The sequence below is a fragment of the Catalinimonas locisalis genome, from assembly GCF_038039535.1.
Taxonomy (GTDB): domain Bacteria; phylum Bacteroidota; class Bacteroidia; order Cytophagales; family Cyclobacteriaceae; genus Catalinimonas.
This window is the reverse complement of record NZ_JBBPHP010000007.1, coordinates 245,138-262,997: the sequence shown is the minus strand read 5'-3', so window position 1 is coordinate 262,997 and position 17,860 is coordinate 245,138. Positions and strand designations below refer to the sequence as shown.

The window sequence follows — 17,860 nt, the reverse complement described above, 5'->3', positions numbered from 1 at the left end:
CTGCCAGAGGAGGCTGAATAAGCGCACTCATGTGGGAGCGAATAACTTTCGTTTCAGGCTTGGTTTTGACTGGAAAATATCAGTAATTCTTTTGGAGAGTACATTATTTCAGTCAATCATATGCCCTACAAACCCATCCACTTCCTGCAAAGCAAACAGGCTCTTCAGGGGTTTCTTTGCCATTTCATGTTCATCCAAAGCAGTGAGGATAAAAATATGCAGGCAGGTATCCCAGAAAAACTGATAGGGATACCTGCCCCTTGCTGGTTGGGTAAAATGAAAATCAGAGTCTGCAGATCTGGAGTAACCCGATACCATGCTATCAAACATCACTTTTCTTACCTGCTTACGGATTTCTTCTTCACTCATACTTTATTTTACATATTTATCCCATAGTCCGTAGCTCTCCTTGACAGGGCCGCGTGGAATGGCTAATGCAGCTACTGCCAGTCCGGTGATAGCACCGCTAATATTAAGCGCGAGCGTACTGTCCTGTAAGAACCATGGTAATAAAGCGACTACCAAGCCCAGTAACACATTGAGGTAGCGACCTATTCTCACCACTTCACCCATGCAGATCACAGACACTACCACAATCAGTGAGCCTCCCAGGTGATTAACGTCTGCTGCTCTGGCCTCTATGCCTACACCAAATGCTGCAGGAGCAAACATCAGCCACACTCCCAATAAGGTAGATACTGTCAATGTCCAGGGGAAGCTCATGCCCCAGATAGAGGCTTTAAATACTTTCCAGGGACTCTGGGGAAGCTCCATAATCTTGGGTGAACGTTCATCTGTATTTTGCTCCATAGGTTTTCCGCCCTTCCAGAATACTTTCCAGAAGGAGTCTCCTCTTCTCTTAGCCTGTACCATGTGTTGACCCATCGCCACTACTTCATCTATTTCCAGGGGAATCATGGGTAACATAACGGCAGCTGCCATCAGGCAAAATGTACACCAATGCCCCACTACCACCGGCTGAGAGATGACAAGGAATATGTGAACCAGACCTAAAGGAATCACCAGTATACCAAAGAAAGTTACCATCCAGGGCATCGTCCTCCAGCGGGTGGGTGCGCCCATCCACCCCATCAGAAACTCAAATGTATAGGCAAGGGCTCCCATCGCACCGTCGGAGATGGGCAATGAATGAGACATGTTTGAATTAAGTACCAGACGGCTACCCTCTCCGAAAAAGGGATCCCAGATCTGATCTATAAAGCCCAGCTGAAATGCTCCCAAATAGCGGGAAACCATCCACCCTACGAAACCAGCAACAATCATAATCCAGCGCTGGGGCCAGCTGGAAGGATTATAACTCCAACCGGGAGGCACCTGCGCACCCATCTTCATGTAGGTGATCATATTGGGCATGCCGGGAATCAGAATGGTGAGCGCAATCACCAGAGCACCTACCAAGGTATCATTAATGTAAGCAGCAGCATTGGGTGCCCAGAAGATAAGTGGTGCAATGCTTAGCCAAACTCCCACAAAACAGCATATCCACATGCTTACCGGACGATTGGGCGTAAGGGAGCGCCAGCCAAAAAAGATCAGTAACAAGCCACTAATGATATCACTCCATTTCATGAAGCTGATTCTTTGCGATAGTGTAAGCCAGACTTCGCGCCCACCGCTAGGCTCAGCCGTGGATTGGGCATAACTGAACGTGAGAGGTGACAACACCATCCAAAAACCTAACATGACCAGCATCCAGTACACCCAAAGCGTTTGCATATGGTGCATGTGCAGCATTTGCATGCGCTGGTCATGATCCATCATCTGATGTCCGCCTCGTTTGTGTTGCTGATGCTCATCACTTTTATGTTGCTGACCTTTTTCTTTTGGCTCCCCTTTCTTCTGGTGATGCTGTTGGATTTGCTTTTCTGCCATCGGACGGCTTACACCTCGCATAGCCATCCCTCCTTGCTTGTGCTTTTTCTTTTTACCCTTCTTTCCTTTATCCTTATCTGTATCTTTGTCTTTCATAATTGTTAAAGGTTAAAAAATGACATAAAAAAAGTGTGGGATAAAGTAGAAAAGCATGGAGGGAGTATCCATGCTTCATGATTTATGCAGCTACACTCAAATAGCTTTCGCAGGCCTCTTCGCAGGCACGGCAAGCTTTGGCACAGGCCTGGCAGTGATCCATCTCATGCTTTGCACAATCATCCCCACATTCTTTACAAAGGGTCCGGCAAAACTCCACCGCTTCCTTAGCATGATGACTTTTTCGGGACACAAAATTAATAGCCTGTAAACAGGAGTCAGCACAGTCATGATCGGTACGGATGCAATCTACCATCTTGGCAATGTTATCACTATTAAGGCACTGGTCGGCACAATACTGACAGGCAGCAGCACAATCTGCTAACTTTTGGATAAATTCCTTATGTTCTCTCATGATAAAAAATGTTAAGGTTAGAAGATTAAAAAATTTATTTCTTACTAATGACATAGGTTTAACCAACATTTTGATGTACATAAATTAATGGTCTACCTACAAAGTGCAAATAATATTATATGACATTTTGTTTTAGATAATAAAGAATAGCATGCTATAAACTTCAATAGAGGCAAAAACAACTATTTTTTTTGATATATTTCTACCATATCTATTTTGAAAATAATAGTATTGCTCTCTAAGGACAAGGAAGCTACATTGGTAGCTAAAAGCAGTTAACAGGGGATTTAGGTATTTCTTACATGCTTCCGCTAGCCTTATGGAACTAGTTAAAAAAATATTAAATTGGATAGAACTGCTATATTGAAATTGCAAACAACATAACATGCGTATGTATTCATTTTGGAGAGTTTTCGCAGGAATAGTATTGTCGTTTATACTTTTGGCTTCCTGCAACAGTGGTTCATATCAGCCCCCATTGTTTGAAGCAGTTTCTCCGGAAGAAAGTGGAATTACCTTTGTAAACCAGATAGAAGAAAACGATACGCTGAACGTTATTGATTATCCCTATATCTATAATGGCGGTGGACTGGGTGTGGGAGATGTGAATAATGACGGACTGAAAGACCTCTTTTTTGCCGGTAATATGGTAGAGAACAGACTCTACTTAAATAAAGGAAAACAGGAATCCTTCCGCTTTGAAGATATTAGTAAACAGGCAGGTATTGACATCAACCGCTGGTGTACCGGGGTAGCCATGGTAGACATCAATCAGGATGGACACCTGGATATCTATGTCAGTGTAGCCAATAAGTTTAACCGTGAAGCCAGCCGTAATCTTCTTTTTGTAAATAATGGTGATGCTGTACCAACTTTCACTGAAATGGCTGCTGCCTATGGTCTGGATGACGATGGCTACTCCACTCAGGCTGCTTTTTTTGATTATGACAAAGATGGTGACCTGGACATGTACCTACTCACCAATGGAATGGAGTCTTTTAATCATAATAACACCCGCCCTAAAAAAGTCAAAGGAGAAGGTATCAGTAATGACAAATTATACCGCAATGAAGGCGTAGGAGTAGATGGTCATCCCGTTTTTGCGGATGTCACTGAAGAAGCTGGGATTCTGAAAGAAGGCTATGGACTGGGCATTACAGTCAACGACATCAATGATGATGGCTGGCCGGATGTTTATGCGGCCAATGACTTTATCACCAACGACCTGATGTGGATGAATAACGGCCAGCAGGATTCTCTGATCACATTCACCGACAAAGCACCCGATTACCTCAAGCACCAGACGCATAACGGTATGGGCACCGATATCGCCGACTACAACAATGATGGTCTTGTGGATATCGTAGTGCTGGATATGCTACCGGAAGATAACCAAAGACAAAAGAGTATGCTGCCCAAGCCTAACTTTGAGAAGTTTGCGCTTACGCTGGATCTGAACTATACGCCCCAGTATATGCGCAACACACTGCAACTCAATAATGGTAAAACGCCTGAGGGAGAAATGTCTTTCAGCGAAATTGGACAGTTAGCAGGAATATATAAAACCGACTGGAGCTGGAGCTCGCTCTTCGCCGACTATGATAATGATGGATATCGCGACCTTCTGATTACCAACGGTTATGTACGGGATGTCACTGACCTGGACTATATCATGTATCAGTCCTCCACCTCACAATTTGGTACCCAGGATAGTAAAAAAGCAGGAGTGAAAGAACTGGCTTCTAATCTCAAAGAAGCTAAAATCCATAATTACGTATTTAAAAATAAACGTGACCTGACTTTTGAAGATCAGTCTGAGGAATGGGGAATTGCTACGCCGTCCTTCTCCAACGGCACTGTATTCGTAGACCTGGACAATGATGGTGACCTGGACCTGGTGATGAACAATATCAACGATCCGGCTTTTGTCTATGAGAATAAGGCTGAGACTAAAGGCAATCATTTTTTAAAAATCAGTCTGAAGGGTTCAGCGCAAAACCAGGCAGGCTTAGGTGCCAAGATTACCCTCTGGTACGACGGTCAGCAACAGTACCATTATCATACAATTTATCGGGGTTACAAATCCAGCATAGATACCGATCCACATTTTGGTTTAGGGCAATATACACAGATTGATTCCTTGTGGATTGTATGGCCGGATGGCAAAAGTCAGAAGCTGCAAGATGTAAAAGCAGATCAGACTTTGATGCTTGATTACTCAGAAGCAATGGATCAGCAGCTTCCCGAAGCTGAAAACTCTCAACCTTTATTGACAAAAGCTCCGTTTACGCAAGAGCTTGGCTATCAGCATGAGGAAAATGAGTTTATAGACTTCAGGTACCAGAGCCTGCTTCCCCGTATGTATTCACAGGATGGCCCGGCTATAGCCACCGGAGATATCAACGGAGATGGTCTGGATGATTTTTATGTAGGAGGTGCCAAAGATTTTGCCGGTACATTTTTTACCCAGCTTACGGATGGCTCTTTTGAAGAAAAAGCTTTGGAAGATGCTATCAACAGCGAGGATATGGGCGCACTATTTTTTGACGCCGATCAGGATGGTGACCAGGATTTGTACATAGTTAGCGGAGGCAATGAGTACCATGAAAAGCATGAGGCCTATCAGGATAGGCTTTACCTGAATGATAGCAAAGGGAACTTCAGTCGTGCCGAACAGGCTTTACCAACCATGCAGAGTAGCGGCTCATGCGTAGTGGCAGCCGACTACGATCAGGATGGTGACCTTGACCTTTTTGTTGGCGGCCGATTACGTCCTCAGCAGTATCCTCTCCCACCCCGCTCCTACCTGCTTCGTAATGATGGTGGCAAGTTTACTGATGTTACGGCAGAAGTAGCTCCTGCTTTGGAAAATATTGGCCTGGTGACTTCCGCCCTCTGGACAGACTATGATAATGATGGAAAAGCAGACCTGATGCTAACCGGAGAATGGATGTCCATCACTTTTTTGCATAATGAAGGGGGAAGTTTTAAAGATGCAACTGCCGAAACCGCCCTTCCTAATACTTCTGGCTGGTGGAATAGTCTGCTGGCAGGAGATTTTGACCATGATGGCGATATGGATTATGTAGTCGGAAACCTGGGTTTGAACAGCAAATTCAAAGCATCTGAGCAGGAGCCGGTAAGTATTTTTGTCAAGGATTTTGATGAAAACAATACCATTGATCCGATCATGGCCCACTACATTATGGGAGAAGAATATCCCGTTCCTTCCCGGGATGCCCTGTTAGGACAGATCATAAGTCTGCGCCGAAAGTTTCCTCGCTTTGAAATTTACGGGCAGGCCCGCTTTTCTGATGTATTTACTGAGCAGGAACTGGAAGGAGCTTATATATTAAAAAGCAGAAAAATGGAGAGCAGTTATCTGGAGAACCTGGGAAATGGAAAGTTTAATATCTGGGAATTACCTCTTGAAGCACAGTTTTCTCCTATCTACGGTATGCTGGCCGATGATGTAAATGGTGACGGACACCTTGACTTGCTCACCGTAGGTAACTCCTACGCCAGCGACACTCAGACCGGATACTATGATGCCGGAATTGGCAACGTCCTTTTAGGTAATGGCAAAGGGGGCTTTACTCCTATGAGAATGCAGGAAAGTGGATTCTTTGTAGACAGTGATGCCAAAGCTTTGGTTTCTATACTGGGCAAGAATCAAAAAATCAGCTACCTCATCTCCTCCAATGCTGATAGTCTGAAAGCCTATACCCCAGCTAATTCTATGACTGAAATGATGGTTATTCCTCTGGAAAAAAATGATTTCTACGCAAAAGTGGAGCTCAAAGATGGCAGCAGCTATCGTCAGGAGTTTCACTACGGAGAAGGTTACTTATCACAATCTACCCGTAACTTTTGTATTGATACTCGCCAACTGGATAAAGTTACGCTGTACAACTTTCAGGGCGAAAGCCGGGTGATAAGGCCACAGACAGCCGAACTGAGCCAGCAACATATGCCTTGATATTATGAAAAAGTGGCTGGCAAGTCATATTCACTTTCTAGTATCATTTTGGCTGCTGTTTACCGCTTGTCAGCCTGATGCAGAAGAAGTGAGTCATGCGTATATGTTACAACTCCTTAAAGAGGTCCCCAGCAGAACGTATCATCCAGAAAATATTTTTGCCAATCAAACACGCATCCAGTTCTTTGATAGCTTGTTGAAGCTACAGCCTGATCATTATCCCTATCAGTATCAAAGGGCTTTGGACTTACTGCGCTATGGTAAATCTGAAGAAGCAGCTTTGCAACTGGAAAAACTTATCCTTCTGAAGAAGCAGGGACAACTTGAAGGAAAGCTGCCGCTGACAGAACAGGCATCTCTGGAAGCTTACGAGGCTTTGGCCTATCTGCGCCTGGGGGAGCAGGAGAACTGTATCATTAACCATACTGCGGCTTCCTGTCTCTTTCCCATACAAAAAGCAGGTTTTCATCAGCTTCCTCAAGGATCACAAAGTGCTATTGAACGCTATATCCACCTTCTGGAGCATGATCCCGATGACCTGACAGCCCGCTGGCTATTAAATGTTGCTTATATGACACTGGGTCAATATCCTCAGCAAGTAGCTGAGCCCTGGCTGATTCCTGATAGCAGTTTTCAGTCTGAGTACCCGGTAAAGCGTTTTGAAGACATTGCTTCCTCCATTGGCTTTGACTTCCGAGGCCTATCAGGAGGGCTGGTTGTGGATGACTTTACCAATGATGGTTACTTAGATATTCTGATTTCGGAATGGGGACAGGAAGACCAGCTTCGTTTTTTTGTAAACAATGCAGACGGAAGCTTCACTGAAAAAACCAAAGAAGCTAATCTTTCTGGCCTGTTCGGTGGACTCAACCTCATACAGGCTGACTATAACAATGACGGCTGGCTGGATGTATTTGTCCTGAGAGGCGCCTGGCTTCGCGAATTTGGTGAGCATCCCAATTCTCTGCTTAAAAACAATGGTGATGGCCCGGATGGACATCCCACTTTTACCGATGTCACCCAAATGTCGGGACTGCTTTCTTTTCACCCTACCCAAACCGCTACCTGGAATGACTTTAACCGGGATGGTTGGTTAGATCTTTTTATAGGAAACGAAACTGCCGGTGCAGACTCCTTTCATCCCTGCGAGCTATTTATAAATCAGGGAGGCAAAAGCCCTGAATTTGTTGACATAGCTGAGCAGGCAGGCGTGGCAGTAAGCAAAGTAGCTTTCAACATTGATCCAATCCATGTTAAGGGAGTAACATCTGGCGATTATAATAATGACGGATGGCCTGATATTTTTGTGTCTACCGGCGGAGGAAACAATCTATCATCCAATTTTCTATTCAAAAATAATGGGCTCAATGAGGAAGGTAAACTTAGTTTCACTGATGTTACCGAAGAAGCTGGTTTAGGCGGTGTGAACTCTACTTTTACCACCTGGTTCTGGGACTACAATAATGATGGATGGCTGGACATTTTTGTTGCCAACTACTGGAAAGGTAATCAGGGAAGTATCGCCAGCGATATTGCCGCGGAGTATTTAGGTCAACCCTTTGATGCTGCCACTGGTATCCTTTATCAAAACAATCAGGAAGGTCCGGACGGGAAAGTCACTTTCACGAATGTATCTAAAGAAAGCAAGCTTGACAAAATTCTCTATGCCATGGGTGCCAACTTCGGAGACCTGGATAATGATGGCTGGCTGGATATGTATCTAGGCACCGGTGATCCTACCCTTAGCTCAATTATTCCTAACCGTATGTTTCGCAATGCGGAAGGGAAGCATTTCCAGGATGTAACCACCGCTGCTGGTGTTGGCCATTTGCAAAAAGGGCATGCCGTCTCTTTTTCTGATATAGATAATGACGGAGATCAGGATATACTGATGTCTATGGGGGGAGCTTATCAGGGGGATGTTTTCCAAAATGCTTTTTTTGAAAATCCCTACCGGGACGGTCCTTATCAGGATGACAATCACTGGATTAGCTTACAATTGATTGGAAAAGAAGCGAACCGCTCAGCCATTGGTACAAGGCTCACATTTACCGTAGATGATAATGGAATGGACAGGAAAATACATCGGGAAGTAAATTCGGGAGGCAGCTTTGGCGCTTCTACCCTGAGGGTTGAGGTGGGGCTGGACAATGCAGTAATAGTAAAAAAACTTTCAGTACTTTGGCCCAACGGGCAGATACAGGAATTTACCAATCTACAAGCCGATCATTTTTATAGCCTTACTGAAGATGATGCGAATATCAAATCTGTTGAGCTTAAACAGCTTCATTTCGCTCCTTCTGAACATGCACACACACATCCATCTCAACCATAAAAAAAGCGTCCCCTTATGAAGACGCTTTTTCATCATTTAACCAACATCTAATAAAACATCTTTTTAATAGCCGGGATTCTGGTCTGCCTGATTGATATTAGGATTAGTCTCCAGTTCCTGCTGAGGAATCGGCCACAGCTTATGCCGATCAGCATAGGGTTTTCCGCTGGCAATGGCAGCGTCATCATCCAATCCCCAACGACGAAGATCATTATAACGGTGCTGTTCTCCTGCCAGCTCCACTTCACGCTCGTGCATAATGATTGTCATTACATCATCTGTGGTATTCGCCGGATAATCATCGGTAGGATATAAACCCAATTCATTATCCAAAGTGCGTGGCATATAAAGATTGATATCCGGATTATCTTTCTGATCCAGTGCACGTGCCCTTACCTGATTGACCAAAGCCAGCACTTCACTCAGAGGCTTTCCGTTATTAAGTTTTGCTTCCGCTGCCATCAGCAGCACATCGGCATAACGCATCAGGCGGAAGTTAATACCAGAACTTTGGTTACTGTCGTCACGAATATCATAATTGTGGTACTTACGCCAGGCAATCAGATCACCAAAAGCATCTCTGGTAAATACGCCCTGATACCAGCGTACGCTATCATCATAGAAAGTTTGCTCATAACGAGGATCTCCCAGTTCAAAACGGTCGGCAAAAGACTGTTTGGGACGTACATTGTTGAAGCTGGCAAAAGCATATTCAACACCACGGAAAGTACTTTCTCCTCCGCCTGCATTGTCAGTACCCCACTGCGCTCCTAGTCCGTCCTGAAACTGTATTTCAAACAGAGACTCAATGCTATTCTCCGCCGCAGGCTCCTGTTCTTCTCCTATGCCGTTCCATCTGAAATTTGCAACCAAACCATACGTTCCGTGCTGTCCATCTATGATTTCCATAAACTCACGCTCTGCATCAGCCCAACGCTCCAGATATAGATAAACTTTGCCCAAGTATCCGGTGGCGGCACCTCGGGTAGCTCTTCCCAGATCGCCGGAGCCATATTCATCTTTAGTCGGAAGGTTTGCCTTGGCGTACTGCAGGTCTTCAATCACAAAATTATACACATCAGCAGCAGGAGAACGTGGTTCTTCTATTGAAGCAGTGGGTGGCTCCGTAATCAGAGGGACATCACCCCACTTGTTGACCAAATCAAAATAGAAGGTAGCTCTTAAGAAACGAGCCTCCGCCACAATTCTGTTGCGCAGAGTTTCATTCATTTCTATCTCCGGCACCTGCTGTACGATACGGTTGGCACGGCCTACTCCCGTATAGTATGCATCCCACATACCTGTAATCACTTCGTTATTGGCATCCCAGGTATAGTTCAGCATTTGCGCCAACGTAGCCTGAAGATTATTTGTACCAATGCTTTCATCCGAAGGCATATCATTACCAAAGAAGTAGAAACGTTGTGCCAGGTTGGTAGCCTGCCAGGTAGCGTATACGGAGGTAAGCCCTAAAAGAGCATCCTGCTCAGTCTGATAAAAGGTATCCGGAGTAGGCCTGTTAGGATTATCTATTTCTAGTAGTTCTTCATCCCGCTTACAGGAAATTACAATCATCAGATTGGCGAGTATGAAGACCAGCAAAAACTTTAAGGATGTACTGTATTTTTTCATAATTCTGATTCTTTTTAAGCTCGTGTTTTCGTTAGAAAGTTACCTGAACACCCAACATAAAAGTACGGGCCTGAGGAAACTGTCCATTGTCAATTCCCCTGCCTCTGCTTGCCTGATCGGGATCATTATTTTGCGAACCTATTTCCGGATCGTAGCCTTCATAATCTGTGATGGTAAATAGATTTTGAGCGGTGAGATAGACGCGGGCATTAGAAATAAATCCTCCGGCATTTTCCAGGGCTACCGCTGGCACTGTATAACCCAAAGTAATGTTACGCAAACGTAAGAATGAGCCATCGCCAATAAAGCGGCTAGACTCGCGCGTGTTATTGGCAGGGTCACCTCCTACAGCACGAGGAATGGTATTACTTGTACCTTCTCCATCCCAGTAGCCAAGCGTACGTCGCTCAAAGTTGAACGGACGTAGCATGCCTGAAGCAAAGTAACGGTAACCGTAGTACAACTCTATCCCTTCAACGCCCTGAAAGAAAGTATTGAAATCAAAACCTTTATAGGACGCATCTAAAGTCAGTCCGTAGGTCAGGTCAGGAATGGGATCGCCAATATAGGTTTTATCGTCTACATTGATTTCTCCATCATTATTCAGGTCCCTGAAGCGAATATCACCAGGGCGAGCGTTGGGCTGATCCGCATGAGCATCAACCTCAGACTGATTCTGGAAGATACCATCCATTACGTATCCAAAGAAATGACCGATCGGCTGACCTTCAATAATTCGGGTTACCCGGGTTACATTTACATTACCGCTGATGATAGGCTGCCCTCCACCCAAATCCAGCACTTCATTTTTGAGCGTAGCGAAGTTTCCACTGATACTGTACTGAAAGTCACCGCTGGATTTGCGATATGTGGCAGCAAACTCAAAGCCCTCATTTCTTACCGAACCTGCATTCAGTGTTGGTGAGTTATTTACCCCTGTGCTGGGAGTAGGGGGAATAGGGACAAGGATATCTTCAGTTTCTTTGATGTAGTAGTCAGCATTGATCAATACCTGATTGTTAAATAAACCAATATCTATGCCTATATCTGTCTGGGTAGAAGTCTCCCACCTCAGATCGTCTGAAGCAAGATTTCTTTGTGCCACTCCTGTGCTAACTGCTCCATTAAATAAGTAATTGATCGTATTATCCAGTGTAGGCTGGAAAGAATAGTTACCAATTTCCTGAAAACCAGTTTCTCCCCAGCTAGCCCTAAGCTTTAGGTCGCTAATGAAGGAGACACCACTCATAAAACCTTCTTCGCTGACACGCCAGCCAACCGATGCGGAAGGGAAGACTCCAAACTTATTTCCCGGTGAGAAACGGGAAGATCCATCACGACGAATATTTGCAGTCAATAAGTAACGGTCATTATAACTGTAGGTCAACCTTCCCAGGTAGGATACAAGGGCAAATTCATTTAAGCCGCCGCTAACATTAGGCACTTCATTTACGCCATCCAGTACTCTTACTACAGAGTTAACAGTATTACGTCCGCCAGCACTGGCTGAACGTTCTGTATATGACTGACGCGTATATCCAATCAATAGCCCTAAATCATGCTGACCAAAGGTCTTGTTATAATTAAGTGTATTCTCAATGAGGGGAGAGATTGAATAAGCATTTCTTTCATTTAAGGTAGCAAAAGGTTGGTTACGACGATCTCCAAACTTATAGGGAGGCGTATACTGATAACGGGTTCCATAAATGAAGTCACCTCCCAGGCTCAAACGATACGTAAGTCCATCCAGGATTTCATACTCTCCATAAATATTACCTATCACCCTGAACCTGGTAGAACGATCCTCAAATAACTCTGCTTCACCTACTGGGTTATTGGCATCCTGCTCATCTATGATGCGGTTACCAGAATACAGGCTGGGGTTGGGTCCGGTAGTTCCTCCTACATTTTCAGGGTCAAAAACAGGGCGGTTGGGCGGGTAATGAATAATAGAGAAAAAGCTTGAAGTAAAGTCATTGGCCTGAGTGCGGCTGAATGCCATAGATTCTCCAAACTTAAACCTGCCGCTTTTAAAATCTGTATTGACCCTTAGGCTGAAACGGTCAAAATCCGTTTCACGCAATATACCCTCCTGCTTCATGTAGTTTCCGGATACACTAAACTGAGCATTTTCCGAACCACCGGATACCGTCAGATTCACATTGTTGATAGGAGCATTGCGAAACATTTCTTCCTGCCAGTCAGTCTTATTGACCAGTTCTTCCTCCCGCTGCAAAGCTACTACCCTGGGAAGGCCAGCGTTGTCGGTGAGAGCATCGGAAATCTGCTTGTACCCATCAATATCTGTAAGTTCCAACAGCCTCCAGGGCTGTTGAATACCTGTGTATGCATCTATTGATACTCTGGCTTCGCCTGCTTTTCCTCTTTTGGTGGTGATAAGTACTACACCGTTGGCAGCCCTTGCACCATAAATAGCTGCCGCTGAGGCATCCTTTAGTATTTCAATAGACTCAATATCACTGGGATTGATACTACTTAAGGCATTAAAATTGTTTTCGCCAGTAGCTCCGTTGTCGTTGATTACCGGCACTCCGTCTATGACATACAGAGGCTCAGAATTACCTATAGAACCTATACCTCTGATCTGTACCTGCATTCCAGCTCCGGGTTTTCCGGATTGCTGTACTACGTTGACTCCGGCAACCCTGCCTTGCAAACCCTGCTCTACCGAAGTAATTGCCATGTCTTTATAAGCGGTAGCGTCCACTGAAGATACAGCTCCGGTAAGGTCCCGCCTCTCCTGGGTACCATATCCTACCACTACAACTTCAGACAATGACTGTATATCGGGTACCATTTGTAGATCAATCGTTGAGCGGTTACCGATCTCCACTTCTTCTGGAGTATAGCCGATAGAGGAAAAAACTAATACGCTTTCTTCTCCAGGCACTGAAATTCTGTAGTTTCCATCAATGTCAGTAACGGTGCCAATGGTGGTTCCCTTTACCAAAACATTAACCCCTGGTAAAGGCCCTTCTTCTGAGGAAGTAACCGTTCCTGATATTGTTTTTTCTTGGGCAATGGCCAGACTAACTGATAAAGTGACTGATAAAGCGACAAGTAGCCCCCTGGAAAAGTAAGTATAGATACTCATTTGCTTAGGTTAAGGTGAAACATATATGACTGATTGTATTTTTTCACTTACATCAACTATCAGCGGCAACCTCAGAAATGCAAAACCACCCTCCCCATCATTTAGAAAAAAATTTCAACAATTGATAATATTACGATTTTGATAATATTATAATTAATATACAGATATTATTGAAATATATACGCATTTATCATAGCAATAACCAGAATTTTCATCTGTTTAAAAAAACTACTCTTTCATTATACAAAAAATATTCTGCTAAACAATTTCATGAAGAGAATTCAAAGAATAGAATTATTTATTGATAAGGGAGCTTATGCCAGCAAAAAATGTATTAGCATTGGATAATATTTGCACATAATTTTCCTAAGTGATTATCTTAAGTATAAATTTCAATGGCAAGGGCAGTCACATAAGTACTATCAATCCTTTAAAAAAGCCAACAGCTTATTTTTTTGACTTTTTACAAACTGTTAATTTTGCCATTTAATGAATGTGATTTACAGTATTTCGGTTCAATTCTACTGTGGGAACGGCTAGTACATTATAAGTCTCTTTTCCTTCTTCAATTCGGATCAATTGGTCAACGGTGAGGTTATAGAAAGTTTGCTTTTTGCCTCTTCCCCATTCAATGCTTAAAGTATCTATCTGCTCGGCTTTACCTAAACCTATTTGTGCCTGCAAGGGGGAACACCCAAAACTCCCTCCTGAGTTAATTTCTCTGACAATTTGCCTTTGCTTTCCGTCATCAGTAATAGTTAGAATTACTTTACTCCCTATAGCTGAGTGATTGGTTTCTTTCCCCACCAGCTTTATGGTGATCCAATGATTCACATCCCGGAGGGGAGAGTCCCGGTGGGGACCATCCTGATAAGGGTTCTGGAAAAGGATATTTTGAAAGTTATCTCCCTCATAAGCGCCTCCCATCACGGTGTAAATATCCTGGTCACCATCATTATCCCAGTCGGCAAATGAGACCGCATGGCCTTTCTGCAAATGTCCAAAACCACCGGCAGAAGTGACATCCTGGAAGTACTTGCCTTCCGCATTACGAAACATACGATTAGGAATGATGGAAGCAAAATTGACTTCTCCGGTGCTGAGATAGAAATCCAGATAACCATCATTATCCAGGTCGCCATAGTTGGCTCCCATAGCATAGCTGATCTTATCCAGCCCCACTTCTTTGCTAACATTGGTAAAAGTAACTTTTCCGTCCGGACCAAGCTGATTGTTTTTGTAAAGCCGGGCAGTCTCTGCAGTATGAGGCATACCCAGATATTCGGCGGTGATATCATGGGTGATGGAACTGATTGCCTGCGTTTCACGATAATAGCCTGCCACAAACAAATCCAGCCAGCCATCATTGTCATAGTCAAAAAACCAGGTAGGAAAACTGGATATTTTTTCTCCTAGCCCTGCCTGCTGGCTTACTTCTTCAAAAATAGGTATGCCTTCTTCATTGGTACCCATGTTTTGGAAAAGCAGATTTGACTTCCGATCATCCAGAGCAGAGACAAAGAGATCGGATTTACCGTCATTATTATAGTCGGCCGAGGTCACTCCTTTGACATAATACCATGCTGAATCTGTGCTCACCTCAACTCCGGCTTTTCCAGCTACTTCTATAAATGTGCCATCTTGCTGAGACAGATATAATTCACTGGGATGTATATCCTCCTGACTACTACTTTCATTGCCAATAAACAAATCCAGCCAGCCATCCTGATTGTAGTCATTCCAGCTAGCGGTTTGGGTAGGATGAAAAGAAAGCAGGCCCGCTTCAATGGTTACATCGGTAAAACTCAGCTTTCCATCAGGTCCTATGCCATTGTTGCGTAAAAGCGAATTAGGGTGCTTACCCAAAGGACCAAGCCATGCACCACGAAGTACCAATACATCCAGCCAGCCGTCATTATTATAATCAGCCTGCACTATATTCAGCCCTCCTTTAACAGCATCTAGTCCAGAAACTAAACTCACTTCTTCAAAACTTCCATCGCCCTGATTCAAAAACAGTTGCAATGGATCATCAGCAAACCAACTAGACACCATTACATCCAGGTAATTATCATTATTGAAGTCATCTACCACACAACCACCGGAAAGGCCATTTACATCCAGACCCAATTGGGGAGCTACATCTTGAAACTCTTTTAGAGGATAATCTGAAGCAAATGCTTCCTGAGGTATGAGCCACTCTTCCGGTACTTCTTGGGGGTATTTTCCCAAGGTCATGTATGCAACATTGAGCAGCCAACGACTATGTAGATCTCTGGGGTTCTCCTGCAAAATTTCTTCAAGATAAGTTATGGCCTGAGTAGAACCTTTAGGCAGCTGATGAAACCCAGCCTCCTGTATTGGCAAAATGCACGAGGCAGCGGTGTGATTGATAATACAATTCTGCTGTTCACCAAGACGCAGATAAGCCAATGCAAGAAGGTCATCAATGCGATCTTCATCATAATCAGACAGGCCGGGGATCAATAGCTGAGTATTATGGATGTGCCAGAGTTCTTCCAGAGTTTGAATAGCTTCCTCTGTCTGCCCGCCATAAAGCTGAGCTTCTGCCTTTTGAAACTTCAGCGCCATTTGTTCATACTCAGAAGCTACCTTTAGTAAGCTGTCAAAATAGCTAATCCTCACGCTACTGGCATACACATTTTCAGGAACAAAAAAAGACTCCTGCGCGCTGCGCTCTACTATCTCCTCCATCCTGGAAGATGGTGAGTGACAGGCAAAAAGAAGAAGTACAAACGCTAAGGTGAAAGTAGGAAACTTCATGGTTGATGACATACTGCTAAACTAATAAAAAAAGCCCTTCATGATGAAGGGCTTTAACTAAAATTACTGGTTATCAAACACTTACATTAGTACCCAGGATTCTGATCTTCATTAGAAAGGGCACTATTGTTATCAATTTCCACAGTAGGAATAGGTAACAAATCATGTCTTGGTTCATAAGCAGCGATCGGTTCTTCATCCAACTTACCCAATCTTCTCCAGCGACGAATATCACGGTTACGGATCTGCTCAGCTGACAGTTCAACCCTACGTTCGTGAACAATAGCATCAAACATTTCCTCCTGAGTACCAGTAGGATATTGCGCAGTAGGATAAGGTGGCATATCCACATCGGCACGGGCACGCACCTGATTGATATAAGGCAATGCTGCCGCCGGACCACTAAGCTCGTTTTCAACCTCAGCCATCATCAGTAATACATCTGCGTAGCGGATGACACGGAAGTTGATCCCTGAACGAGAGTTCTCATTAGGAACTTTGTAGATCATCTGATACTTTTTCCAGCTCGGCTTGTCAGTATCACCCTGCACATCACTGACATTCAAAGTATCAAGTCCACTATTGAAGAGGTCTCCGATTTGGTAAAAAGAGTACTCTTTACGCGGATCATCCTTTGCAGCGCCATTGGCTACAGTCTCAAATTCATCGGCCAATGAGTTAGAAGGAATCACGTTTCTCCAGGCATTAGGACCATATTCCTGACCACGGAATGTGATTTCGGTAATGCCATTACCATCTCCACTCCATGCGCCACCGGTTCCAAAGTCAAGCGAAAATTGTACTTCAAAGATAGATTCAATGTTGTTTTCAGCCTCTTCCTGATGATTATCCAGAAAACGGTCAACAAGGCCATATTCTCCTGATTCAATTACCGCCATAAGTGGTGCACGTGCTGCCTGGTAATCACCACGGAATAAATGTATTTTTCCTTTTAGTGCCTGTGAAGCTCCTTGGGTAGCTCTTCCCAGTTGCTCATCTGAATATTCCGATTTTTTGGGAAGGTTTTGCTCCGCGATATCCAAGTCAGCAAATATCAGATTGTAAACTTCATCCTCTGATGCAGCTCTTGGTGTTCCTTCAGGACTGGTAGCCGGCTCTGTAATAATAGGCACTGCTCCCCACAGACTTACCAGTTCAAAGTATGCCCAGGCACGTAAAAAGCGAGCTTCGCCCTCTATGCGAGTCTTTAAATCAGCAGAAATACTTTCAGCTTCAGGGAGATTTTGAAGAACAAAATTGGACCTCAAAATTATGCGGTACATTCCTCTCCAAACGTCATTCACCAACTTATTGGCACCATCCAATTCATAATTTAATGTTCTGCCCCTAACTGCTTCTAACTGTCCTCCACCCGACTGACAATCATCAGAAAGTAAGTCGTGCAAAAAGAAATACTCACGATTGTAAAGGTTATTTGCCTGCAAAGCAGCATAGACAGAATTTACTGCGGCTATCGCCTGATCATCGTTGGCAAAGAAAGTTGCCGTAGATAATTGGGCTGGATTGTCCTTATCCAAAATCTCATCGTTACAAGACGAAATAATGAAGAAGATCAGCCCTATAGTGATTAATATTTTACTTTTCATATTT

At 44.0% G+C, this 17,860-nt stretch carries 9 protein-coding genes; 2 read left to right on the top strand and 7 right to left on the bottom strand.

The window, feature by feature from the left end; all coding sequences use genetic code 11:
* Nucleotides 1-108 precede the first annotated feature (108 nt).
* The 3 genes from WJR50_RS12210 to WJR50_RS12200 all read right to left on the bottom strand — a co-directional run bounded on the left by WJR50_RS12210 (nt 109) and on the right by WJR50_RS12200 (nt 2,404).
* Nucleotides 109-369 carry a hypothetical protein gene (locus WJR50_RS12210; RefSeq protein WP_341293561.1) on the bottom strand — a complete coding sequence of 87 codons (261 nt, stop codon included), beginning with the start codon at nt 367-369 and terminating at the stop codon, nt 109-111.
* Between the two features lie 3 nt (nt 370-372).
* Nucleotides 373-1,989, bottom strand: coding sequence for a vitamin K epoxide reductase family protein (locus WJR50_RS12205; protein WP_341293560.1), 1,617 nt, complete (start codon nt 1,987-1,989; stop codon nt 373-375).
* Between the two features lie 82 nt (nt 1,990-2,071).
* Nucleotides 2,072-2,404: a four-helix bundle copper-binding protein gene (locus WJR50_RS12200; RefSeq protein WP_341293559.1), complete on the bottom strand. Its 333-nt coding sequence runs from the start codon at nt 2,402-2,404 to the stop codon at nt 2,072-2,074.
* 385 nt (nt 2,405-2,789) lie between these two features.
* On the opposite strand from WJR50_RS12200, the gene WJR50_RS12195 reads away from it, so the two are divergent.
* Nucleotides 2,790-6,383: a VCBS repeat-containing protein gene (locus tag WJR50_RS12195; RefSeq protein ID WP_341293558.1), complete on the top strand. Its 3,594-nt coding sequence runs from the start codon at nt 2,790-2,792 to the stop codon at nt 6,381-6,383.
* Nucleotides 6,384-6,387: 4 nt separating this feature from the next.
* Nucleotides 6,388-8,718: a CRTAC1 family protein gene (locus WJR50_RS12190; protein ID WP_341293557.1), complete on the top strand. Its 2,331-nt coding sequence runs from the start codon at nt 6,388-6,390 to the stop codon at nt 8,716-8,718.
* 63 nt (nt 8,719-8,781) lie between these two features.
* On the opposite strand, the gene WJR50_RS12185 is transcribed toward WJR50_RS12190, so the two are convergent.
* The 4 genes from WJR50_RS12185 to WJR50_RS12170 all read right to left on the bottom strand — a co-directional run bounded on the left by WJR50_RS12185 (nt 8,782) and on the right by WJR50_RS12170 (nt 17,856).
* On the bottom strand, nt 8,782-10,350 hold the full coding sequence (locus WJR50_RS12185; RefSeq protein WP_341293556.1) for a RagB/SusD family nutrient uptake outer membrane protein: 1,569 nt from the start codon (nt 10,348-10,350) through the stop codon (nt 8,782-8,784).
* Between the two features lie 31 nt (nt 10,351-10,381).
* A complete protein-coding gene (locus WJR50_RS12180) occupies nt 10,382-13,465 on the bottom strand; it encodes a SusC/RagA family TonB-linked outer membrane protein (protein ID WP_341293555.1) in 3,084 nt (1,027 codons plus the stop codon).
* Nucleotides 13,466-13,951: 486 nt separating this feature from the next.
* A complete protein-coding gene (locus tag WJR50_RS12175; protein WP_341293554.1) occupies nt 13,952-16,249 on the bottom strand; it encodes a CRTAC1 family protein in 2,298 nt (765 codons plus the stop codon).
* 86 nt (nt 16,250-16,335) lie between these two features.
* Nucleotides 16,336-17,856: a RagB/SusD family nutrient uptake outer membrane protein gene (locus WJR50_RS12170; protein WP_341293553.1), complete on the bottom strand. Its 1,521-nt coding sequence runs from the start codon at nt 17,854-17,856 to the stop codon at nt 16,336-16,338.
* Nucleotides 17,857-17,860: the final 4 nt, after the last annotated feature.